Source organism: Scytonema sp. PCC 10023 (genome assembly GCF_963920835.1).
Lineage (GTDB): Bacteria > Cyanobacteriota > Cyanobacteriia > Cyanobacteriales > Nostocaceae > Kalymmatonema.
This window is the reverse complement of the sequence record NZ_CAWUDP010000012.1, coordinates 36,699-58,775: the sequence shown is the minus strand read 5'-3', so window position 1 is coordinate 58,775 and position 22,077 is coordinate 36,699. Positions and strand designations below refer to the sequence as shown.

General features: G+C 44.8%; 15 protein-coding genes and 1 pseudogene. 8 read left to right on the top strand and 8 right to left on the bottom strand.

Annotation, left to right across the window (positions count from 1 at the left end):
• Window positions 1-458: 458 nt before the first annotated feature.
• On the top strand, window positions 459-4,061 hold the full coding sequence (locus ACM0OZ_RS09855) for an NB-ARC domain-containing protein (protein WP_414582619.1): 3,603 nt from the start codon (window positions 459-461) through the stop codon (window positions 4,059-4,061).
• Between the two features lie 309 nt (window positions 4,062-4,370).
• Here ACM0OZ_RS09855 and ACM0OZ_RS09850 read toward each other — a convergent pair whose 3' ends face one another.
• Window positions 4,371-4,853 (bottom strand): ankyrin repeat domain-containing protein, encoded by a 483-nt coding sequence (locus ACM0OZ_RS09850; protein ID WP_414582618.1) that lies wholly within the window; start codon window positions 4,851-4,853, stop codon window positions 4,371-4,373.
• A gap of 31 nt (window positions 4,854-4,884) precedes the next feature.
• On the opposite strand from ACM0OZ_RS09850, the gene ACM0OZ_RS09845 reads away from it, so the two are divergent.
• Entirely contained in the window at window positions 4,885-5,076 is a 192-nt protein-coding gene (locus ACM0OZ_RS09845) for a hypothetical protein (RefSeq protein WP_414582617.1), read from the top strand.
• A gap of 833 nt (window positions 5,077-5,909) precedes the next feature.
• Here the strand turns inward: ACM0OZ_RS09845 and ACM0OZ_RS09840 are convergent.
• Window positions 5,910-6,080 carry a hypothetical protein gene (locus tag ACM0OZ_RS09840; protein ID WP_414582616.1) on the bottom strand — a complete coding sequence of 57 codons (171 nt, stop codon included), beginning with the start codon at window positions 6,078-6,080 and terminating at the stop codon, window positions 5,910-5,912.
• Window positions 6,081-6,082: 2 nt separating this feature from the next.
• The gene (locus tag ACM0OZ_RS09835; RefSeq protein WP_414582615.1) at window positions 6,083-6,235 is read right to left on the bottom strand and encodes a ribbon-helix-helix protein, CopG family; all 153 of its coding nucleotides are present in this window, start codon (window positions 6,233-6,235) and stop codon (window positions 6,083-6,085) included.
• 150 nt (window positions 6,236-6,385) lie between these two features.
• Between ACM0OZ_RS09835 and ACM0OZ_RS09830 the strand changes: the two genes are divergently transcribed.
• Complete coding sequence (locus tag ACM0OZ_RS09830; RefSeq protein ID WP_414582614.1) at window positions 6,386-9,976, top strand: NB-ARC domain-containing protein; 3,591 nt, start codon at window positions 6,386-6,388, stop codon at window positions 9,974-9,976.
• Here the strand turns inward: ACM0OZ_RS09830 and ACM0OZ_RS09825 are convergent.
• From ACM0OZ_RS09825 to ACM0OZ_RS09805, 5 genes are all read right to left on the bottom strand, one after another.
• Complete coding sequence (locus tag ACM0OZ_RS09825; RefSeq protein ID WP_414582613.1) at window positions 9,927-11,378, bottom strand: FAD-dependent oxidoreductase; 1,452 nt, start codon at window positions 11,376-11,378, stop codon at window positions 9,927-9,929. The genes ACM0OZ_RS09830 and ACM0OZ_RS09825 overlap by 50 nt on opposite strands.
• Window positions 11,379-11,437: 59 nt before the next feature.
• Window positions 11,438-11,632, bottom strand: coding sequence for a PEP-CTERM sorting domain-containing protein (locus ACM0OZ_RS09820; protein WP_414582612.1), 195 nt, complete (start codon window positions 11,630-11,632; stop codon window positions 11,438-11,440).
• Between the two features lie 56 nt (window positions 11,633-11,688).
• Complete coding sequence (locus ACM0OZ_RS09815; protein ID WP_414582611.1) at window positions 11,689-12,825, bottom strand: 3-oxoacyl-ACP synthase III family protein; 1,137 nt, start codon at window positions 12,823-12,825, stop codon at window positions 11,689-11,691.
• A 13-nt stretch (window positions 12,826-12,838) separates the two neighbouring features.
• A complete protein-coding gene (locus ACM0OZ_RS09810; protein ID WP_414582609.1) occupies window positions 12,839-14,731 on the bottom strand; it encodes a ScyA-related TPP-binding enzyme in 1,893 nt (630 codons plus the stop codon).
• Between the two features lie 298 nt (window positions 14,732-15,029).
• Entirely contained in the window at window positions 15,030-15,191 is a 162-nt protein-coding gene (locus ACM0OZ_RS09805) for a hypothetical protein (protein ID WP_414582608.1), read from the bottom strand.
• A 405-nt stretch (window positions 15,192-15,596) separates the two neighbouring features.
• On the opposite strand from ACM0OZ_RS09805, the gene ACM0OZ_RS09800 reads away from it, so the two are divergent.
• The 5 genes and pseudogenes from ACM0OZ_RS09800 to glgX all read left to right on the top strand — a co-directional run bounded on the left by ACM0OZ_RS09800 (window position 15,597) and on the right by glgX (window position 22,040).
• Window positions 15,597-15,809 (top strand): hypothetical protein, encoded by a 213-nt coding sequence (locus ACM0OZ_RS09800; protein ID WP_414582607.1) that lies wholly within the window; start codon window positions 15,597-15,599, stop codon window positions 15,807-15,809.
• Window positions 15,810-16,796: 987 nt separating this feature from the next.
• Window positions 16,797-17,363, top strand: a complete 567-nt coding sequence (locus ACM0OZ_RS09795) for a hypothetical protein (protein WP_414582606.1) — start codon at window positions 16,797-16,799, stop codon at window positions 17,361-17,363.
• A gap of 196 nt (window positions 17,364-17,559) precedes the next feature.
• Window positions 17,560-18,183, top strand: coding sequence for a helix-turn-helix domain-containing protein (locus ACM0OZ_RS09790; protein ID WP_414582605.1), 624 nt, complete (start codon window positions 17,560-17,562; stop codon window positions 18,181-18,183).
• 1,418 nt (window positions 18,184-19,601) lie between these two features.
• Window positions 19,602-19,877, top strand: a pseudogene (locus ACM0OZ_RS09785) (DUF1830 domain-containing protein); the annotation flags it as partial.
• Window positions 19,878-19,919: 42 nt separating this feature from the next.
• Window positions 19,920-22,040, top strand: coding sequence for a glycogen debranching protein GlgX (gene glgX, locus ACM0OZ_RS09780; RefSeq protein WP_414582604.1), 2,121 nt, complete (start codon window positions 19,920-19,922; stop codon window positions 22,038-22,040).
• Window positions 22,041-22,077 lie beyond the last annotated feature (37 nt).

Here is a 22,077-nt window from a genome sequence, read left to right as displayed (position 1 = left end):
ATTTTACAAATAGGTCGTTGCTCATATCTTGCACCTACCCGTATAACCCAGGGCTTAGTCAAAACCAGTGCAATAAAGTTACATCACTTTTCTGAGCTTTTATCGGTTAAATAAGGGCTTCAGGCTTAGTACTGAGTGTGAGAATAACATCAATTTTTCTTGGTGCAAGATGTCAGGTTGTGTGTTTTTATCAAAATATGTGGTACCGATCAAGCAAAGCACTTCAGTTTTTCAACCACATAGTGATCGAGCGATGAGCGTTGTTTCTGTAGCCCCAGGCGTCCAGAAAGTGGGCAATTTGCTGGTATTCTTTCCCATGGACATCCCAAAAGTGCATGAGTTGATTTTGCTTACACCTATTAAGAATACAAAAGGAAAGCAAACAAGCTTAATTTTCGTTTAGTAAAAAGGTTTTTACCACAAAAAAAAATTTTGTCAAGTTCTAAATTCTATAATTTATGAATCCGCACAATCCAAAACGGAGTCGTGGCGTTATACTTACTCTCTTAGGCTGGGAAAAGCTATATAAGGGAAAACTCGAATGGGAATTTCGAGAAAAATCTGGTTCTAAGTACACCCTGGAAGAAATAAGTGAACGCGCTGGATTAACTCCGAATACAGTCGCGAAGGTACTGGCTCGCTCTGAAGGGGTTGACAAACAAACGCTTGTTCGTTTGTTTATAGCGTTTAATTTAGAATTGAATAAAAGCGACTATACAAAGAGCGATTCCAATTGGGAGAGACTTCAAGGCTTGAAGACCCCCAAGCGCATTGATTGGGAAGAAGAAGTTTGTGTCTCAATTTTTTATGGACGCACAACAGAACTGGCTCTCTTAGAGCAATGGCTCATCCTGGATCACTGTCGAGTTGTAGCGCTGTTGGGAATGGGGGGCATTGGTAAAACCTCTCTTGCTGCCAAGCTAGTCCATGAAATTCAGAGGCAATTTGAGTATGTTATTTGGCGATCGCTGTACAATGCCCCCCCACTTCTCGACCTCCTTGCTAACTTGATTCGATTTTTCTCTAACAAAATAATTTTAGAAGCTGACTTACCAAATAGCGTAGACGGCAGAATCTCGCAACTGATTGATTATTTGCGACAACACCGCTGTCTCATGATACTCGATAACGCTGATACCATTCTGCAAAGTGGTGCTATTGCTGGAAGCTATCGAGAAGAGTATTCGGATTATGGTCAACTCATAAAACGGGTGGGACAAACGCTTCATCAAAGCTGCTTGCTGCTGACTTCTCGGGAAAAACCGAAAGACGTAGCGTCACTCGCAGGAGAAGCACTACCTATTCGCTCGTTACAACTAAGAGGTCTCTATGAGGAGGAAGCAAAAAGAATTTTTCACTCCAAAGGTCTGTCGGTCGAAGATTCCAAAAAGAAAACGCTCTTTGAGCAGTATTCTGGTAATCCATTAGCTTTGAAGATAGTTGCGACGACTATTCAAGATGTCTTTAATGGTAATATTTCTGAATTTTTAAACCAAAAAATCGCAGTTTTTGGCGATATTAGCGCTCTTTTAGATCAGCAGTTTGAGCGCTTGTCGGATTTAGAGCGCGAGGTGATGTACTGGCTGGCAATTAATCGTGAGCCGATTACGCTCTCCCAATTGCGAGAAGATATTGTATCACTAGGAACACCACACAGATTAGTAGAGGCTTTGGAGTCTCTGGTGCGAAGAAGTCTCATTCACAAACCTAGGCCTACACAGGTAGAGAAAAGCGCCCCACTGTTCACACTAGAACCTGTCTTAATAGAATATGTGACTAACAAATTAATAAAGCAAGTTTGTGAAGAGATTGCCACAGGGGAAAGTGTGTTTCTTAGGTATTATGCTTTGAGCAAGGCTCAGTCTAAAGAATACACTAGAGTTGCTCAAATAGATTTTATCCTCAAGCCAATTATTGATGAACTGCTTACTATCTTTAAAACGCAAAAAAAACTTGAAGAACAGCTAACTCAAATTTTAGCAAAACTGCAAGAAGAATCTCCGCAGGAACCTGGCTATACAGGTGGGAATCTTTTTCACCTGTTTTGTCAGCTTCATACTAATTTAAGAGGGTATGATTTTTCTAACCTGAGCGTTTGGCAAGCAGATCTCCGCTTTGTAAATTTACCTGAAGTTAATTTCCAAAACGCTAATTTATCCAAGTCACTTTTTACTAAAAACTTTAGTAGAATTTCTGCTGTAGCATTCAGTCCCAATGGAAAAACTTTGGCAACGAGTAACGCTAATGGTAAGATTTGCTTGTGGCAAGACTTTGCTGTTGGCGACAGCCTGCCGTCAGGCATTAATGAACAACTTTTGATCTATCAAAGGCATATTGGTTGGGTTCGAGCGATCGCCTTCTGTCCGGATGGCAGTATTATAGGTAGCGGGGGTACTAACCAGAATGTGAAGTTGTGGGACACAAGCAGCGGTGAATGCCTGAAAACTTTAAGGGGACACCATAAACGGGTACAAGCCGTTGCGTTCAATTCTAAAGGTAATATTTTAGCTTGTGGCAGCGATGACCAAACGGTAAGTTTGTGGAATGTCAACACCAGTAAGTGCCACAAAATTTTGCAGGGACATACTGGTCGGGTACTGTCAGTTGTTTTCAGTCCTCAAGGTAAGACCCTAGCGAGTGCTAGTAGTGACGAAACCGTGAGGCTATGGAATATCAGCACGGGTCAATGCTACAAAATTTTGAAGGGGCATATTGGTTGGGTTTGGTCAGTCACCTTCAGTCCCGATGGCAAAACCCTTGCAAGTGGCAGTGACGACCAAAGTGTGAAATTTTGGGATGTCAGCAGCGATAAATGCCTCAGAACTTTGCGGGGACATAGTAACCGGGTAAGGTCAGTCACCTTTGCTCCTAAAGATAAAATTCTGGCTAGCGGTAGTGATGACCAAACTGTGAAGCTTTGGGATGCCAGCAGTGGTGAATGCCTCAGAACTTTGCAGGGACATACTGATAAAATCTGGTCAGTTGCTTTCAGTCCTGAAGGTAATATTCTTGCAAGTGCTAGTGATGACCAAACTGTAAGGCTTTGGGATGTCAGCACTGGTCAGACTTTGAGAATCTTGCAAGGATACAGTAACGGGGTGATGTCTGTTGCCTTTGCTCCTGGAGGTAAAACCTTTGTCAGCAGCAGTGACGACCAAACTGTACACTGTTGGGATGTCACCACTGGTCAGTGTAACAAAGCTTTTCAGGGACATGCTAACCGAGTACGAACCGTTGCCTTCAGTCCTGACGGTAACATCTTGGCGACGGGCAGTTACGACCAAGTAGTGAGGTTGTGGGATACCAGCACTAACCAAAGCTGTAAAATTTTGCAAGGACATACTGGTTGGATAAAATCAGTCGCTTTTGCTCCTGAAGGTAATATCCTAGCAAGTGGCAGTGATGACCAAACTGTAAGATTATGGGATGTTAACACTGGTGAAGTTTTGAGAACTCTGGAACATAGTCATGGGGTATGGTCAGTTGCCTTTAGTCCTGAAGGTAATATCCTGGCTAGTGGCTGTGATGACCAAACTGTGAGTTTGTGGAATGTCAGCACAGGTCAAGTTTTGAAAACCTTATCGGGACATAGCGGTTGGGTATTGTCAGTTGCTTTCAGTCCTGAAGGTAAAACTCTAGCCAGTGGCAGTAAAGATAAAACTGTGAGACTGTGGGATTTTAGCACCCACCAATGTCTCAAAACTTTCTCGGGACATACGAGTTGGATATTGTCAGTTGCCTTTAGTCCTCAAGGTAATATCCTCGCCAGTGGTAGCGTAGACCAAATGGTGAAATTGTGGGATATTAGCACAGGTCAATGTATCAAAACTTTACAGAGCCATACCCACTGGATAAGGTCAGTTGCTTTTAGTCCGGATGGTCTAACTTTACTTAGTGGCAGTGAAGATGGGACGGTTAAGTTATGGGATGTTTTGACGGGTGAGTGTCTAAAAACTTTCAGAAACGAAAGACCTTATGAGGGAATGAACATTACTGGCGTAACAGGTTTAACGGAAGCGACTATTGCTTCTCTAAAAGCTTTGGGGGCAATTAAGTACTAACGGCAGTATTCATTTTAGTACTCACTCAGCCCGCCACATCGCCTAAACCCAGATATTCCTTGCTGAGATACCGCTGCGCCATGTTCAGGAACTTGAGTTCGACTTCTCGCTGGAGATATTGATTTTTCGTCTTCGCTTGAAGCCTGTATCCCTGATTCTTCGTTTGATCTGTGTCTTATTTCTAACTCCGCTTTGTGGAAATTTCAAGGTTTCGGATAATTCATTATATAGGAATTCTTCATCATTAATTTTTGCCATGTATTTTGCCATATATAAATACACTTGATATCAACTGCTCCCGTAGATTTATCAGTCAGGTTTTTGCCCAGAAAAAATGGCAACAATTTCTTTCTGCCCACTTTTTTTGGCAAGATCTAAGGGGGTATTTCCTTTCTTGCCTTTGATGTCTAATCGGGCACCTGCATTTACCAGAAGCCTAACTCCTTCAACATTGTTTTGCCAAACCGCATCGTGTAAGGCAGTGTATCCGTTGTAAAAACCCTGAGCGTCTATATTAATACCATACTTAATCAGAATTTCCATAACCTCCGGATGCTTTAGATAAGCAGCAGCGTGGAGTGCAGTGGCTTTCATACTTGAGTCTACCGCGTGAATATCAGCACCAGAGTCAAGGAGTAGCTTCACCATTTCAGATTGACCGTTAGCAGAACTGACAATCAAGAGGCTATTTCCACTGCTGTCTGTTTGATTAACGTCTGCACCGTTTTTAATTAATTTTTTCGCCAATTCAACCTCATTATTGTTTACGGCAGCAACTAGATTAGTACTCATATCTACAGGATGTGCGGATTTATGCATTCATATGAAGAAGTTTAAGGAGCGCGGCTTTGCGATCGCAAGGGTCAATTTTTCTTTTGCAAGTTTGTATTCTTTGAGCAATGTAGAGACGTTGCATCCGAAAGTTCCACATATATGGAATCTATGGCACATTCCGGACACGCGCAAGGGACGCTATCATCAACAATCCTTAACTGAACCGTATCGCCTGATATAGCGATTTTCACCTGGATCAGAATACACGTATACGTAGGGGGCACGGCATTGCCCATACGTGTCAACTTAAGCTAAAAACTTTGTAATTACGTTACATCATGTCCTTATATTTGCCCACGATTCTCGCTTTACCCCACCCCGGTTTGTAAGAGCGCCAAAACCTCCCCTCCCCCAGGGGAAACGCATCTTGTCAACAAGAGCCTTCCAATGTCAATAGATCCCAAGATAATCGCATTAATCTCCGATTATTGACAATCATTTAAGCGATTGCCCGAAGGGCAGTGGGCTTCGCCCAATCGCCTTAACCCCAAAAAAACCAATCAAACAATAAATTCTTATTCTTTCGCCGATACACTAATTAAGGTTTTTGTCAAGACTAATTAAGATGCGTTTGCCGTGTCCCCTTCCCTTTATAAGGGGTGGGGTAAATCAACGTGGGATAAAGGTTTGAACGTGATTGTTGACACCAATGGGCAAAGAACAGCCCCTACAAACAATCTATATTACACCCAGGTAAGTCCTGAGTGCATAAGTTAATTTCACTGACACCTATTTAGAATGCAGCTATGAGGACTTATGTTCTCTAGGTTCCAAACCCTACTAAAGTTGAGGTGATTTATGTTTTATGTACTATGGCTTAAAATACAAAATATACTTTTGTTAATGTGTAAATATTAGAACAGTTGAATTGGCAGATTCCAAACTGGCGATTGCCCAACGGGCAGTGCGCTCCGCGCAATCGCATTAATACACTCCACCAAACAAACTTCATCTCACTTTTCAGTACCTGCATAAAGTGTGCATTATGTCAACTTTTTTGAGTGGGCTAATGTTCTAGGTATGGGTGCCAAAATAATCCGGCAACTTTAAATCAGTTATCAGTCCTGAGTCAGTCAGGCGGGCGCTTTGGGGGATGCGCTCACCGCCACCAACGCCTGAGGTGCTCTTGGTAGGGGACGCGCAACCACTCGTATTTAACTGAGAACTGCGGCTGGTACTGTTCACTGTTAAATGCTGTCTAAACACTTTTTAAGTGAGCGAACCATCTCTCGAATGACATCGCTCTTCGTTCGCTGCATCTTCTCACAATATTCCTCTAAAATTCTTTTCTCCTCCCGCGAAAACTGAATCGTCAAGTTAGCAGCATCTTTTCTCGGCATGGTCATTCTTTTTCAAGCATTTTTCAAGTACTATAATAATATCAGAGCAATTCGTCACTGTTTCAGAGAGTTAGACCGCACGGGGATCGGTAAGAGTGGCAGTTCCTTTGGAGTCAATAATCCAAGTCCGCCATCTTGAGATAAAAAAATATGAAACCGCAGAACCAAAAACGCAACCGTGGGCTAATACTCAGTCGTGAAGGTTGGCAGAAGCTTGAGAATGGGAAACTTGAGTGGGAATTTCAGGAAAATAATGGCACCAGGTATACGCTGGAAGAGTTAAGTGAACGCGTTGGGATCACTCCTGTCACCTTCAGGAAGGTACTGACTCGCGAAACAGGGGTTGACAAACAAACGCTTGTTCGTTTGTTTATGGCGTTTAATTTAGAATTGGATCAAAACGATTATACAAAGCCAGAGTCGGATTTAGAGAAGCAGGAAGGTTTGAAGCTCCTCAAGCGCGTTGATTTGAGAGAGGCAGTTGATGTATCTGTTTTCTATGGACGCACAGCAGAATTGGCTCTGTTGGAACAATGGCTGATGAAAGAGCAATGCCGAGTGGTGGCGTTGTTGGGAATGGGGGGAATGGGGAAAACCTCTCTGGCGACTAAGCTGGTACGTGAAATTGAGCAACGGTTTGAGTATGTGATCTGGCGATCGCTCTACAATGCCCCGCCACTTTTTGAGCTACTGGGTAACTTGATTCAATTTTTCGACAACTTGCAGGTTTTAGAAGCTGATTTACCAACCAGCGTAGAAGGCAGAATCTCGCGACTGATGGATTATTTGCAAAAACAGCGCTGTCTGATTATACTCGATAATGCTGAGACGATTCTCCAAAGTGGCGCTATTGCCGGAAGCTATCGACAAGGCTATGAGGAATATGGTCAGCTGATAAAACGGGTAGGACAAGTTCTGCACAGGAGCTGCTTGCTGCTGACTTCTCGGGAAAAACCGAAAGAGGTGGCATCACTGGAAGGACAAACATTGCCCGTTCGCTCATTACGACTAAGTGGTTTGGAGGCGGTAGATGGGCAAAAAATCTTTGGAGTCAAAGGGTTCTCTGGCTCTGAGACAGAATTGCAAACAGTGGTTGAGCGCTATGCAGGCAACGCTTTAGCCTTAAAGATAGTAGCGACGACAATTCAAGATGTCTTTGGTGGTAATGTTTCTGAATTTCTCAAACAAGACTCGTCTGTTTTTGGTGACATTCACGAGCTTTTAGACCAGCAGTTTGCGCGCTTGTCATATATAGAAAAGGATATAATCTACTGGCTGGCAATCAATCGTGAGCCAGTTTCGCTTTCAGAGTTACGAGAAGATATTATATCACCAGTACCACCACAAAAATTACTGGAAGCGCTGGAGTCTCTGCTAAGGCGATATCTAACCGAGAAGACTGCGTCTACGCTCGTTGAGAAAAGTGCAGCAACCTTCACGCTACAACCTGTAGTTATGGAGTATGTGACTCAGCGATTGGTAGAGCAGGTTTGTGGAGAGATTGAGACTCAGAATATCGATTTGTTTAGGTGTCATGCTTTGATGAAGGCGACGGCGAAAGACTATGTGAGGGAAACTCAAATTCGCCTCATCCTTAAACCAGTTATAGATGGGCTGCTCACTGTTTTTAGAAGTAAAAGAAATCTTGAAAATCAGCTAAATAAAATTTTAGTAAGGTTGCAAGAGGAATCTCCGTTAGAACAAAGTTATACGGCTGGAAATGTCTTTAATCTGCTTTGTCACTTGGAAGCAGATTTAACTGGCTATGATTTTTCAAATCTTACTGTTTGGCAAGCAGACTTGCGGAATGTGAAATTACACAATGCAAATTTTGCTCATGCCAATCTAGCTAAGTGTGTTTTTGCTGAAACTTTCGGCGGTATTCATTCTGTAGCATTTAGCCCTGATGGAAAACTCCTGGCTACGGGAGATACTAATAATGAGATTCGCCTATACCAGGTTGCGGATGGAAAACAACTGCTCACCTGCAAGGGACACACAGGCTGGGTCTGGCCCGTCACCTTTAGTCCCGATGGTTGCACGCTCGCCAGTGGTAGTCAAGACCAAACGGTAAAGCTGTGGGATGTTAGCACTGGTCAATGCCTGACCACCTTAGATGAGCATAACGGTGGGATTTGGTCAGTTGCTTTCAGTCCTGATGGTCATATGCTTGCCAGTGGAAGTGAAGACCAAACGGTAAAGCTGTGGGATACTAGCACCAGGCAATGCCTCAAAACTTTGTCGGGTCATAGCAATCGGGTTACATCAGTCGCCTTCAGTCCTGATGGTCACATACTTGCTAGTGGCAATGATGACCAAACGGTGCGGCTGTGGAATGTCAGCACTGGTCAAAGTTTCCAAACTCTGCTACATCATAATAGTACTGGGATCTGTTCAGTCGCCTTCAACCCGGATGGTCAAACTCTGGCTACTGGTTGTCGTGACAAAGTGGTGAGGCTATGGGATGTTAATAATGGTCGCTGCCTTCAGATTCTACAGGGTCATACTGACTGGGTAGCTTCAGTTGCCTTCAGTTTGGATGGTCATACACTGATCAGTGGTTCTCATGACCAAACGGTGAAGTTGTGGGATATCAGTACGGGTCGTTGCCTTACAACTCTACCAGGACATAGTACGAGGGTATGGTCGGTTGCCTTTAGTCCAGATAGTCAAACGCTGGCGAGTGGCAGTGATGATCAAACGCTTCGGCTGTGGGATGTCAGCAGTGGTCGATGCCTCAAGACCTTGCAAGGTTATTGTAATGGGATATGGTCGGTCATCTTTAGCCCTCAAGGTACTATGCTTGCAAGTGGTAGTGGTGACCAAACGGTGAAGCTGTGGGATGTTAGCACTGGTCAATGCCTCAAAAGATTGCAGGGACATGGTAATCGGGTTACATCAGTCGCCTTCAGTCCCGATGGTCATTTTCTTGCTAGTGGCAGTGAGGACCAAGCAGTGAAGCTTTGGAATGTCGGCACCGGACAATGCCTGAAAACTCTGCGCGGGCATAGTAATCGGGTCACATCAGTCGCCTTCAGTCCTCAAGGTACGATACTTGCCAGTGGCAGTGAAGACAAAACGGTGAAGCTGTGGAATGTCAGCAGTGGTCAATGCTTCAAGACCTTGCAGAAGCACACCTTGGTGGTATGGTCAGTCACCTTCAGCCCGGACAGTCAAACCCTGGCCAGTACTGGTCAAGACCAAACTATAAAGTTATGGGATGTCAGCACCGGTCGATGCCTTCGGACTCTGCATGGTCATAGTGACTTTGTATGGTCAGTCACCTTCAGTCCGGATGGTCGCACGCTCGCCAGTGGTAGCAGTGACCAAACGGTGAAGCTGTGGGATGTCAGTACCGCTCAGTGTCTTTCAACTTGGCAGGGGCATACCAGTTCCGTATACTCAGTTATTTTCAGTCCCGATGGTGGTATGCTTGTCAGTGGTAGCAGTGACCAAACGCTCAAGTTGTGGGATGCCAGCACAGGCAGATGCGTAAGAACTTTGTCGGGACATACCAAGTTAGTATGGTCAGTCGCCTTTAGTCCCGACGCTCAAAGCTTGGTCAGTAGTAGTGAAGATGAGACGATTAAGCTTTGGGATGTCTTGAAGGGTGAGTGTCTGAAGACTCTGAGAAGCTCTAGACCCTACGAGGGCATGAACATCACTGGCGTTACAAGTATAACTTCGGCGACTATTTCCACTCTGAAAGCTTTAGGGGCTGTTGAGTATAAAGATGACTAAACATAAAAGAGATAAGCACTTGCCTAAGAACTTGGACAAAAATGCTCGGCTGGAATAGTACGGCGGACGGTTTGAGCATGTGCATAACTTCAAAGAACACCAAGCAGACGTTGGGATTTTTTGCAGCCAATAGTATCACTTGATCCATGTACCACTGCATTAGGCGCTCTGCATAACCCGGTGTCTTGCTGTTGCCCTTAACTCCGGGATAGCGGTAATCCTGACTGGTTGCAGCTAGCCACGGCACACTGTTAACCTTGCCTAGTTTCTTCTGGAAGCGCCGAGCTAGACCCACCATATTCCCGCGCCAAGCTCGGCGTTCCTCACGCAGACACCGATCAAGGGTTATAGCCCCAAGAGCTGCGATCGTCATGCCCTGAGCATAGATAGGGCTAAAGGTACAGACAGCATCACCCACAACCACAAAGCCTTCCGGCTGGCGAGGTAGTCGCTCATAGTGACGCAAACGGTTTCCCTGAGCATGGTAACTAAAGATAGATGAGATTGGCTCCGCATCTTTGATGGCATTGTAGGTCATGGGACTAGCCAGACCGCGAGTAAACTCCAGGAAACCTGCTTCATTTGTAGGTGGATAGTCCGGATCTGCACCACACAAACTAACCATCCAACGGTTCCCTTCAATGGGAGAAAGCGCACTGGTACGAGTGCAAGTTGGGGGTGACGCGTGTATGTATATTCCTTTCCAATCAGCCCGGAATCCTGATGGAATCTGGTAAATGCGACTGGCATAGCCCAGAGATGCGTCTACCACAGTCTCTTCAGGAGGCATATAACCTAAAGCTTTTAGCCATTGAAAAGCTTTGGAAGCTCGCCCGCTGGCATCAACAACTAAATCGGCATACAATTGCTCTTCGTTAGTGTTCCCTCTTTCTAACTGATTACAAAAACGAACTGACACACCGATTACAGCCATACCGTCAGAATTGGGTAGCAGACCTGTAACATTGCATTCCTCAAGAAAGCTGACGTTAGCAAAAGCAGACAATCGGCGGCGGATGCTCCAGTCCAATAAATCTCGACTACACATAAGAGTGTGAAGACCCGATTGAAAGCGAGCTGCCCAGCAGCCTGCCGGAGTAAACCATGCTGTGTCTGCTCCCATATCTAAAACTGGAGCGCCAGCAGCAACTAGTTCGTCCTGGAGCCCAGGGAAAAACTCCTCCAGGATTATTCGACCGCGCATAAGGAGACCGTGAAAGTGTTGGGACTGAGGAACTCCTTTGCGAGGCATCGGTTTTTCGGGAAAGAGATCCCGCTCAATGATGGTTACTCGGTCAAAGTGGTCAGTTAAGACACGAGCTGCCAATAATCCAGCCATACTACCGCCGATAACAACGGCATGGCTACCTAAATGAGATGAGTGAGCAGTTTTAGACGACATCTTCAGCCAATCCCTTTAATACTAAATTTTCAATAATGCTTGTTTTTTTTCTTTTCTTCTTAATTGCTGTGTTCTGCACTAACAGACAACTGTTTGCGTTTCAATAGCAAAACTACACCACTAGCACCAAACGCTAACACCCCTAACACAGTGGAAGATTCGGGGACGAATGCTGGCGGCTGAAGCGCTAAAAATGCTAATTTTCCGATTAGCTTATGAGTAGCGGTCGTCGCGTGAACTTCGTCCCAAAACAAAAACTTGTCTTTGCATAGTCAACTTCTGGATATGCTTTCAATCTTAATAGATAGCCTTAACAACAAACAAGGCTCTTGTCTTTGACACCTTTCACTGCGGAGTCGGATTGCTTGAGGGGATCGGGACCTAGCGCTACATTGCCCCAGCGCATTACACTTGCAGAAGCTGCTCCGGAGCAGCCGGAGCCATAGATGAGGACTAAATCATTTTCGCGAATCTTGCCCAATTGTGCAGCGTGGTAAAGATTTGCCACAGTAAGTACTGGTCCCATGTTTGCATACTGGGGGTAGAGGTTGAGCATACGTTCTGGGTCGATGCCCAGTACGCGCGCACAGAAGCGTGCAACCCAAGCAGTAGGTGCATTGAAAAGAAAAAAATCGATTTCCTCAAGAGTTACACCAGCAGCAGCGACAGCTCCTGAAGAACATATACGGAGAAACTCCGCAGCTGTTTCGCCAAGAGCCTGTCCGCCCTTGCCCATTTGCATACGGACTTGCGGATTGCCTTGCTCGTCATTCCTGAGTTTAGCAAAGAGTACCTCAGACAATGCACCAGTATGAACAGTTTTTGTTCCAAGAATCCCCTGGTTGTGTTCTAGCGCACCAACCACGAAAGCTCCAGCACCGTCGCTAGCATACCATGAAAGGGTATCATCCTCGTCGAAAAAGCGAGAGTATGTACACGAAAGAACTACCACTATATTGCGGTACTCTCCGGATCGCACCAAGGAACAGGCAGTCTGAAGCGCAACCGGGGTACTTCCGCACGTTGCATCGAGATTCCATGCAGCACCTTGCAAACCCAGTTGACGGGCAAGGAAAGCGGCATTGCCAAATCCTATTTGTTCAGGCCAGACTGAGGCAACAATCATGAGATCAACGTCGTCAGCAGAAAGCTTTGCCGCATTGAGAGCATCTATTGCAGCACGATACTCAAGCGTCAGGGATGACTCGCCTGGTCCAAGCGCCCACCGCTCAACGCTGCCGCGAAAGGGGTCTTTAAGATAGGGCAACATCTCTAAGTCAAACTTGTTGCGAGGGATGGACTCACTGAGCGAAAACAGCTTTGCAAAACCTTTTTGTTCTGTCTGAGCAACTAGATCGGGATATTTTTTTAAGTAGTAATCATTTGTGCGTCTGATGCTCGGCAAACTTACGGCAAGCGAGCGAATACCTACTGGGAGATGCACCATATCTAATCACTTATTAATAATTTGTAGTGCCCTGTGAAATTAAACTCTGATTACGACTCTCCGAAGGTGGAATCTGGGTAAAATCGATCACCACGTCAACCACAAATGGACCAGTCGCTGTCATTGCTTTCTCTAGCGCTGCGTGAATGTCTGACTCCTTCTCAACCCGGATACCGTCTGCTCCCATGCCGCAAGCAATCTTGACAAAATCCGCTTGCGGGATCATTGCATCCACGTCCTTAAATCCCAGATACGCCATTCCCTGTTTGCACATATTGTAGTGCCCATCGTTAAGTACAATCCAAACGGCGGGAACCTGATATTTCACAGCCGTACTCACTTCGTTGTTCATTAGCATGGCACCATCCCCGACAATAGCAACAGCTTTGCCATTCCGTGCTAGGGCTGCACCCACGATGCCCGTAACAAAATGCCCCATAGACCCGAACCCATTGCTGATCCGGTAACGACCTAGTGTAGTAAATCGCAGCAAATGAATTACCCAAGCAAACGAGTTACCAGACTCCGCCATCACCACTGCATCGCTTCCCTCGACAATCACTCTTTGAATCACGTTCATAAGTACCTGGGGACGTACCGGACCACTCGCGCTGGGATTGATTACCCTGCGGTAGGGTCTCGGTAATGTCTGAATCTTTGACCTATTAAAACGCTTTGGGAAGTGCTTCAGCAATGCCTTCACAAACATTCTCACGTCGGACTGAATGGCGATCGTCTCGGCAGATGGATATGCGGTTCCTGGTACCTCCGGGTCGATGTCAATATGTACAAAACCACGCTTGGGGATCATCGTGGGATTCCATAGTGAGGTAAATTCACCAAGGCGTGTTCCGAGTACCAGCGTTCGCAGAGGACGATAATCTTGCATATACCTCAGAACCGACTCATGCCCAGCAAACCCCGTGACACCGACAAACTGAGGATGGTCTTCGGGAAAGATGCCCTTGCCACGCGGCGAACACATCACCGCCGCCCCTGTCCTCTCTGCAAGCTGGCGAATCTCCGCTGCAGCACTTTGTGCACCAAAGCCAACCCAGATGGCAAATGGTCCTTCCGACAACAACCGCGCACATTCCGCAATCGTTTCCTCACTGGCGGCTGCGGGAGCAACAGAGAGAGCCACTCCTGGCAACAATGTCTCGACTGAACTTGTTTGGATGTTAGTGGGGATACTCAGGTGTGCTACAAAACCACCCGGTCGGGCTAAGCCTAGAGCCAGTCGTCTTCTGATCTCTGGAAGTTCATCACTGCATTCGAGAGTGGTTGCGTAATGGAACAGTGTTTCTGAGGTAAAAATTCCTGCGTTGGGCATTGTGTAAGTGCTGGTTTCTTGTATAGCCCACCGTCCGCGTTGTGCTGTCGAGGTGGAAGCCGACAGGAAAATCACCTTAGCGCCCTCCCAACGTGCAGCGAATAACCCAGTTAACGCGTTCGTGATTCCCGGACCTGCTGTGGTAAAAACTACGACTGGGCGACCACTTGCAAAGTACGCCTCGGCGGCTGCAAAAGCTGCTCCCGCTTCATGACGAAAGTGCAGTACTTTGATAGAACTATGTTGCAGTGCGTGCCAAAGGGGGGCGATCGCACCACCCGAAACACCAAACGCATATTGCACTCCCATATCTTCCAGCATTTTGGCGATCGCCTCAGCCACCGAGACAGGTGCAGGTTCCTGACTTGTTTTGAGAGACACGATGTCCAACTGTGGTTTTGGCTGGATATCTGCAAAACCCTCGGGGATCAAAGATAACTCAGATGGTGAGACAATGCAATGATTGGATCTCTTATTAATCTGCGTAGTCTGAACTGGCGTAAATTCGTTCTTGGTATCAGATTTTAACTTCTTAGCTCTATTTGTGTTGGTAGGAAAAGATTTAGTGTTCATAGGAGCAAAGTAGATGCATATATGTTGACAAACGGCTCTACTTATGCAGAGGCGAGAGGAAATCTACCAGAAAGCTCTCACTTATAAGCGGTAGATAGATTGCAGACAGTATGGTTTTTCGCTATTCTGCTTATTCAACTAAAGTGATGTGTATTGCAGAATGGGTAGTGCTTGTTTTGTGGCAAAGGCAACCCAAGATGCAATGATAGATTGGTCTTGATAAAATGTTTTTCTGTTCTAAACTCTTGGCACCAACTACCCGGTGCTTGTTGCCCCACTCTACAAACTGAAGCAGGCTTTACGTCATCGCCAAGGTGGGCACAATGCGATCGGCATCAGAAACGCCCCCAACTGCCATCTTCATTCTAATTGCGTAAGATAAAGTCCAAGAAGCCCTTTGATTGTAGCGCTGGCGGCAGAACCCTGCCACGAACTGTGTCATAGATAGTAAATGAGACATTGCCCTACGGATCGTTTATACTCTGTTCTACTAACTGTCGAGCGACAAACCCAATATGTGACGGGAGGGTATCCCAAGGCAGTGTAAAAGAATTAAAAATTTCGCAGCATTGCTTACTGGTCATATCAAGCACCCTAGTCAATTTAGTTGGTAAATTGATGTCTCATGCCATTAAGTTTGCTTGCTAAACAAAACTTTAACAACTCAAGTTAACAAACTTACGAGAAAGTTAAGTTTTTTTAAATTTTTTATCTTACTTTACTAACCTGAAATTATCATGTGCAAATATACTAAAATCGCCAAATCGCCCACAAAGGTTGATACATGGTAGATAGCAAGTAAGCGGACATAATTAAACGTAGGATGTGTTAGGCGCACCCGTAACGCATCAATTCCTTGAGCAGCATGGATTACGCTATCGCGCTTCCCATCCTACTAGGATGGTTCATTTTAATTCCACAAACCTACTTAAAACAGCGAACAGTACCAGCCGCAGTAACGCCTGCTATGGTGGGGGATTTAAACCCGCCACCAACGCTTATGCCTACGGCACGTCTCTTGACGAACGGTGCTCTTGGTGGGGGACTTAAACATGCAAAGGATGAAACTGATAACTGATAACTGATAACTGGTAACTGTTAAAGCACCTCACCCACAGCTTTATGCCATAGGTTAGAAAAGTTGTGGGTGAAGTTTTGCGTGAATTGTGGGTAATTATGTGGGATGATCAACGCTTGGTAACGCTTCGCCCCCGTACAACCGGGCAACCAAGTTCTCCCCATCGGCTTCCAATCTCGCCTACTTTTCGAGTGCCGAGGTACCACTATTGCCCAAATACCAAAAACTTTAGCCTAGTAGTCCACCCACTCGGTGAACATAGAGCAAGCTGCATCGCTAAGGCGGTACAACTTTGTTCAAGTTTTAAGGAGTAGAAGGCAACTGGTATCGAGTTAAATTTAGCAAAGTTAGCCAAAAGAGGAATCTAAATTTGCTATTGGCTGAAAATCGCTTCAATTGGAACTTTGCGTAACGTACAACAAAAAAAACTTAAACTTTTTTCCCTAAGTTTTCTATCTTAACTTGCTCAAACCCAGTCTAAAGATAGACAATTATGCCAAACCAACATCACAGAAGCATCAAAACTCTGTGCTTCTACTCTATCGCCGCGCTCTATCCCCCGGTTCATGCACGGGGGTTTCTCACTCCTTTCAGTGTGTTGTGTGTCTACATTCAGGAGAACTATACTCTTGTTCGCTAAGTTTTTTCGAGTATGAGTTCCACAAATAGGACAAGTTTAACTTGTTCCGTAATAAGAAGTCATATTCGACATAAAGACTGTTATAGCATTTACAGGAAAAAATTAAAAATTTCTAAAAATTTTACTTGCCCATATTCATGTTTCCTGGGAGATTGACGAAAACTCACTTGCTCCGCTCACTCGTGCGTCTGACAACTGGCTTTGTTCGGTAACTAGCTTGAATTCACCTCCTATGCCTCCTGTCTCCAATCCTTACGGGTTTTAAGCCCGGCTTGTGGCGATTCAAGCTAAATAGAGTGTTATTTCAGCACTACAACCTTGTGCTAAGACTTTCGTAGAGACTTAAAATGACCAAACAAACTAACTACTACAATAATCTGTCTGCAGATTATTCACAGCCAAAGCTAGTTTCCAATGAACTAGCACTAAGACTGGTTGGGAACGCGGAAACATATATTTTTCTACGCGAAGATAATTTGCCTGAAATCACTCTAGAATACGGTTTAGCCCAAATAGAACAGGAAAACAAAGAATGGTGGCTAACTCACTGTGAAGCACTGCGACAAGGACGAGCAGATATTTTAGCCGATGAATATGCCAATACTCTTGTCTATTTTTGTGCTGACGGATCTTTTTATGATAGAAGCGCAGTGATAAATAGAGAAGTACATTGGTGGGCGATTCTCGCTCAACCTCGCGTAACAATGGCTTGGCCCATTGTTATGTTTCATACTGAAGCCGTCTATAGTGAGTGGAATTGTATTGATAATGTAACAAAGGAAATAATTGCAAAGGGAAACGAAACCTTGCTTCGACGTGGGCACAGAGGTGCATGCTACTTAAAAACCGAGCAACTTAGCTTTTACCGCGATGTTTATGCCTCCAATGAATTACTGCATTGGCTCAGGCGTTAACAGGAAATGTAGCAATTTATATCCACAAAGATACAGGGGGACAAGGGTGAGAAATTTTTATTTGTGGTAGCGGTGATTTTGCAAGAACCGATTGATTTAGATTCTTTGACTTGAGAAATCTTTGCGTTCTACTCAAATTCAGGTACATCTGATAGGAGAGTGCAGCGTATTTAACCCAATGGATGAGGGTAATGTTATGGACTCTAATTACTTACTTAGTGGCATCGACTCTTATAACGTTAACATAGCTATTGACACATCAATACTGTCAAACTTTGAAAAGTTTTTGCTTCAGTCCCAACCTCTGCTGAACAATGTCTTCCACTTTATTGAGAAAAACTTTCATAATTCGATTAGTCTTCGGGAGGTAGCTGAGGCAGTCGGTCGCTCCCCTGCCTACCTCACCGACCTTGTACGGCGAGAGACCGGAAAGACTGTGCTCAATTGGATTATGGAACGCCGCATGGCAGAGGCTCGCCGCTTGCTCGTTGAAACTGACCAGTCGGTGGAGCATATTACCGAAGCAGTAGGCTATTTTGATAGACGCCATTTCAGCCGCCAGTTTCTCCGGCTCCACAATGTAACCCCGCAATTGTGGCGAAGGACATATCAAAGCAAGAGTATCCAACAGAAAGCCGCAAATGTGACTGCTGCAGAAGCTCAAAGGCTACAAGCTTGTTGTCAAGAAATTGCTGCGATTCTTAACAAGAATACTGTCTCTGGTGAAGAACTTATCTTAGAAGGCGAAAATGGCTCTGTGGCAAAAATAAGCGATGGTTCGATACAGATAACCTTAGTACCAACTTCCAAATCGTTTTGAAATTATTCTCGACTTTTATTCAGGTCTTTGAGCGTTCCAGTTTAGCATTATCCAATAATCAATTTTTGAATTTGAACGGGAGCATGCCAAATGTTTAAATTTATTGTCATGCTGAATGCAGCGCCAGCGGAATGAAGCATCTCAATCAATTCAGTAGTTCGAGATTCTTCACTGCACTACGTTCCCTATGCCCAGTGGGTACGGCCACGGCTATCGCCTGCCTGTACCGTACGACCTCCGGAGGAGGCACGGCACTCGCGTAAGTCCCAAAGGGACACGCTGCGCAAACAGAATGACACGTCTGTTTTTGAAAAATTGGGATGCTCCCATGTGCTGCCCCATTTTCTCCACCAATTGCTTAACATTGGCGGTCGTTTTTTCCCAATCTGAATCGGAAATTTCAATCCCGTAGGCGAGGCAGTTTTCATCCATGCAATTTAATCTACCACCTCAGTAACCCATTTTTGACTGTAGCGTTTCAGATCTTGTGAACGGTTACAATTATATAGCAATAATGCAATACATTCTCCAGCTAAAATTAGCCCTGCTTCTCTGATTTTCTGCTTTTTTTGTAAAAAAGTTTTTCCATCCCAATTCTCTACTTCAGATAATTCTAAAACTTTGGTAACAGTTTCTTTAAAATTATCAAACGATTCGATTAAATTAAGAGTTGCAAAGTTATTTTACTTCACGGTAGGCACCCGCTCATTTCAATTCTGGGCTAGAAATCTGTTTCTCAGGGTAATTCTACCTTTTTTTGTCAACATTGTTACTAGGATATCAATACTTTGTGGAAGCGATCGCCAGTCATCGGTCTCATCCCACTTTTTTGCGTTGCTCCCTATTTCTGCCTGCCTGCACTAGCACAATAGGGTAGGACTATTCCATACCATCATGTAATCTTCGCGTTGCTAATTATCGGATTTCCCCTGGTTTTTATCACTTCGGCACCAAGCACGACCGAAAGAATACAAACTAGCTCCAAAATATCTACCCTTGCGAGTATGCTTAGCGCTCCTTAAACTTAATCATTAATAGGCTAATCCGAAAATCAACCAAGAGAACTTATCATGTATAAGTTGTACTTAAGAGTGCATATAGCTCTAATAGTCAGCCAAAAGTCAATTACCTTCCTAGTGTAAGTCCAGTCTCAATAGAGGTACAACAAGGTTTCCTGAGTAAGCGATAACAACGGAAGAGAGCATCTTACATTTTTGCACAAACATATGTCTGGATTTTCCTTGGTTCAACACTAAAACCTTATGGCAGTAGGAACAGGCTATCCTTGTTTATCTGACCTTCACGATTACATGAGTAAAGTGAAAGGCCGAGTTTTTGGTTTCAATTAAAAACCAGGGTTAACGCCCAAAATATAGGGTTGCTAATTAGCAGTATGATTCAGCATAAGTCCTGCAATTATGGCTCAAATTCTTGCTCCTTTGCCTTCTGAGCATTCCGGTCAACTTCTTTGTAGCTACGTTAATGCTACTAACCTTATTCAGGTGATTCGGATCACGAATATTCCAAATTGGTACTTTGAGCGAGTTATTTTCCCAGGACAACATCTCTTGTTTCAAACGCTGCCAAATGCTCAACTGGAAATTCATACGGGCATGATGGTCAGTGCAATTCTATCGGACAAGATCCCGTGCAATTGTCTACGTATTAACGAAGAAAATAGCTGCGGAATTGAGGTTAATGGCTAATTGACACTCTATAGTGAGAGGAATGGCAAAATGACTGCAACAACACCTAAATATCAGACGAAGTTAGCTAAAATTACGTACCAAGTAGAACCGGGAAGTACACATCCTTTGGGTTCGGCTCCGGACAAAGACGGAGTAAACTTCTCAATCTTTTCAGAGCATGCCACATCTGTCGAATTGTTGTTGTTTGATAAGCATGATGACCCAGAACCTATACAGATTATTAAATTAAATCCAAAAATAAATAAAACATTCCACTTCTGGCATGTCTATGTCAGAGGATTGAAACCCGGCGCTGCCTATGTCTATCGAGTTGACGGTCCTCAGGATTTACACGGGGCAGGATATCGTTTCAACAAAAACAAGGTACTGATTGATCCCTACGCTAAGAGCAATAGCAATGCCCTTTGGAACCGCATCGATGCTTTGGGGCCAAAAGACAACCTGACAACCTCTATGCGCAGTGTAGTCATCGATATCTCAGATTATGACTGGGAAGGTGACCGTCCCCTCAACCGACCAATGAGTGAAACCATCATTTATGAGGTGCATGTTGGCGGATTTACTAAGTCACCTTCCTCAGGCTGCAAAGACCCCGGTACCTTTTATGGAATCATCGAGAAGATCCCTTACCTGAAAGAGTTAGGAATAACAGCTGTTGAACTCCTGCCGATATTTGACTTTGATGAAAAGGACTTTATCCGAGAAGTTAACGGCAAACTACTGAAAGACTACTGGGGATACAACCCGCTCAGCTTCTTTGCTCCTGAAACCTCGTATTGTGCTTCTCCTCCTGAAAGAAGCCCCATTAGGGAGTTTCGGAATATGGTCAAGGCATTACATAAAGCTGGGATCGAGGTCATCCTGGATGTGGTCTTTAACCACACGAACGAAGGGAATCATCAGGGCCCAACCATTAACTTCAAAGGCCTTGATAATAGCGTCTACTATCACCTCGTACCCCACGACAAGCAGTACTACATGGACTACTCCGGGTGTGGGAATACCCTCAACTGCAACCACCCCATGGTGAGTAAGTTGATTGTGGATTGTCTGAAATTTTGGGTGAGAGAAATGCACGTTGATGGCTTCCGGTTTGATGAAGCTTCTATCCTAGCCCGTGGGCAGGACGGATTACCAATCGAGCAACCACCAGTACTTTGGCATATTGAAACGTCCGAAGTCCTAGCTGAGACCAAAATCATTGCTGAGGCTTGGGATGCCGGCGGACTCTATCAGATTGGTACATTCCCTGGATATCGTTACGCAGAATGGAACGGACACTTTCGAGACAACATCCGGCGCTTTGTCAAAGGAGATCCAGGACTGGTCGGCGCAGTCGCCTGGCGCCTTGCCGGAAGTGCCGACCTTTACCAAAGCAGCGGCCATTTACCGATCAACAGTATCAATTTCATCACTTGTCATGATGGGTTCACCCTCAATGATTTGGTCTCGTACAACGACAAGTACAATGAAGCCAATGGTGAAGACAATCGGGATGGCATCAATGAAAATTTGAGCTGGAATTGTGGCGTTGAAGGAGAGACTGAAGATCCAGAAATCGATGCATTGCGTCAGCGACAAATTAAAAATTTCGCAGCCATTCTCTTGCTGTCCCTGGGCGTACCAATGATTCTGGCTGGTGATGAAGTCAGACGCACGCAAAAGGGCAACAATAATGCTTACTGCCAGGATAACGAGATTAGTTGGTTTGACTGGAATCTTGTGAAGAAGAACTCGGATATATTCAGGTTCTTCAAGCTAATGATCGATTTCCGCAAGTCCTATTGTCATTCTGCCTTACATCGCCGCCATTTCTTCAGTGGCGAAGTGAATGAGCGCGGTCTAGCAGACATCTCTTGGCACAGTTGTAAGTTGTTTAACCCAGGTTGGGACGACCCTCATGCCAAAGTTCTTGCATTTACTGTAGGGGGCTTTGAAGGGTCGGTAGATATTCACGTCATGCTCAATATGTACTGGGAAGATCTCCACTTTGAACTTCCCTTTCTTCAGGATAGGGAATGGTACAAAGTTGTAGACACTGCTGAGTCTTCCCCCATGGATATTGTGGAACCCGGTCAGGAGTTTATGGTTTCAGATGATGTCTGTCTTGTTAAAGGCTATAGCGTTGTCGTTCTAATTTCCAAATAGTTTCCAAATAGCTAATTTCTACAAAAAGAGGAAATTC

Excerpts from the sequence above, each read along its gene's own strand:
- ACM0OZ_RS09855 (WP_414582619.1), top strand. The coding sequence starts at position 459 with ATGAATCCGCACAATCCAAAACGGAGTCGTGGCGTTATACTTACTCTC.
- ACM0OZ_RS09850 (WP_414582618.1), bottom strand. The coding sequence starts at position 4,853 with ATGAGTACTAATCTAGTTGCTGCCGTAAACAATAATGAGGTTGAATTG.
- ACM0OZ_RS09845 (WP_414582617.1), top strand. The coding sequence starts at position 4,885 with ATGAAGAAGTTTAAGGAGCGCGGCTTTGCGATCGCAAGGGTCAATTTT.
- ACM0OZ_RS09835 (WP_414582615.1), bottom strand. The coding sequence starts at position 6,235 with ATGCCGAGAAAAGATGCTGCTAACTTGACGATTCAGTTTTCGCGGGAG.
- ACM0OZ_RS09830 (WP_414582614.1), top strand. The coding sequence starts at position 6,386 with ATGAAACCGCAGAACCAAAAACGCAACCGTGGGCTAATACTCAGTCGT.
- ACM0OZ_RS09825 (WP_414582613.1), bottom strand. The coding sequence starts at position 11,378 with ATGTCGTCTAAAACTGCTCACTCATCTCATTTAGGTAGCCATGCCGTT.
- ACM0OZ_RS09815 (WP_414582611.1), bottom strand. The coding sequence starts at position 12,825 with ATGGTGCATCTCCCAGTAGGTATTCGCTCGCTTGCCGTAAGTTTGCCG.
- ACM0OZ_RS09810 (WP_414582609.1), bottom strand. The coding sequence starts at position 14,731 with ATGAACACTAAATCTTTTCCTACCAACACAAATAGAGCTAAGAAGTTA.
- ACM0OZ_RS09805 (WP_414582608.1), bottom strand. The coding sequence starts at position 15,191 with ATGTCTCATTTACTATCTATGACACAGTTCGTGGCAGGGTTCTGCCGC.
- ACM0OZ_RS09800 (WP_414582607.1), top strand. The coding sequence starts at position 15,597 with ATGGATTACGCTATCGCGCTTCCCATCCTACTAGGATGGTTCATTTTA.
- ACM0OZ_RS09795 (WP_414582606.1), top strand. The coding sequence starts at position 16,797 with ATGACCAAACAAACTAACTACTACAATAATCTGTCTGCAGATTATTCA.
- ACM0OZ_RS09790 (WP_414582605.1), top strand. The coding sequence starts at position 17,560 with ATGGACTCTAATTACTTACTTAGTGGCATCGACTCTTATAACGTTAAC.
- glgX (WP_414582604.1), top strand. The coding sequence starts at position 19,920 with ATGACTGCAACAACACCTAAATATCAGACGAAGTTAGCTAAAATTACG.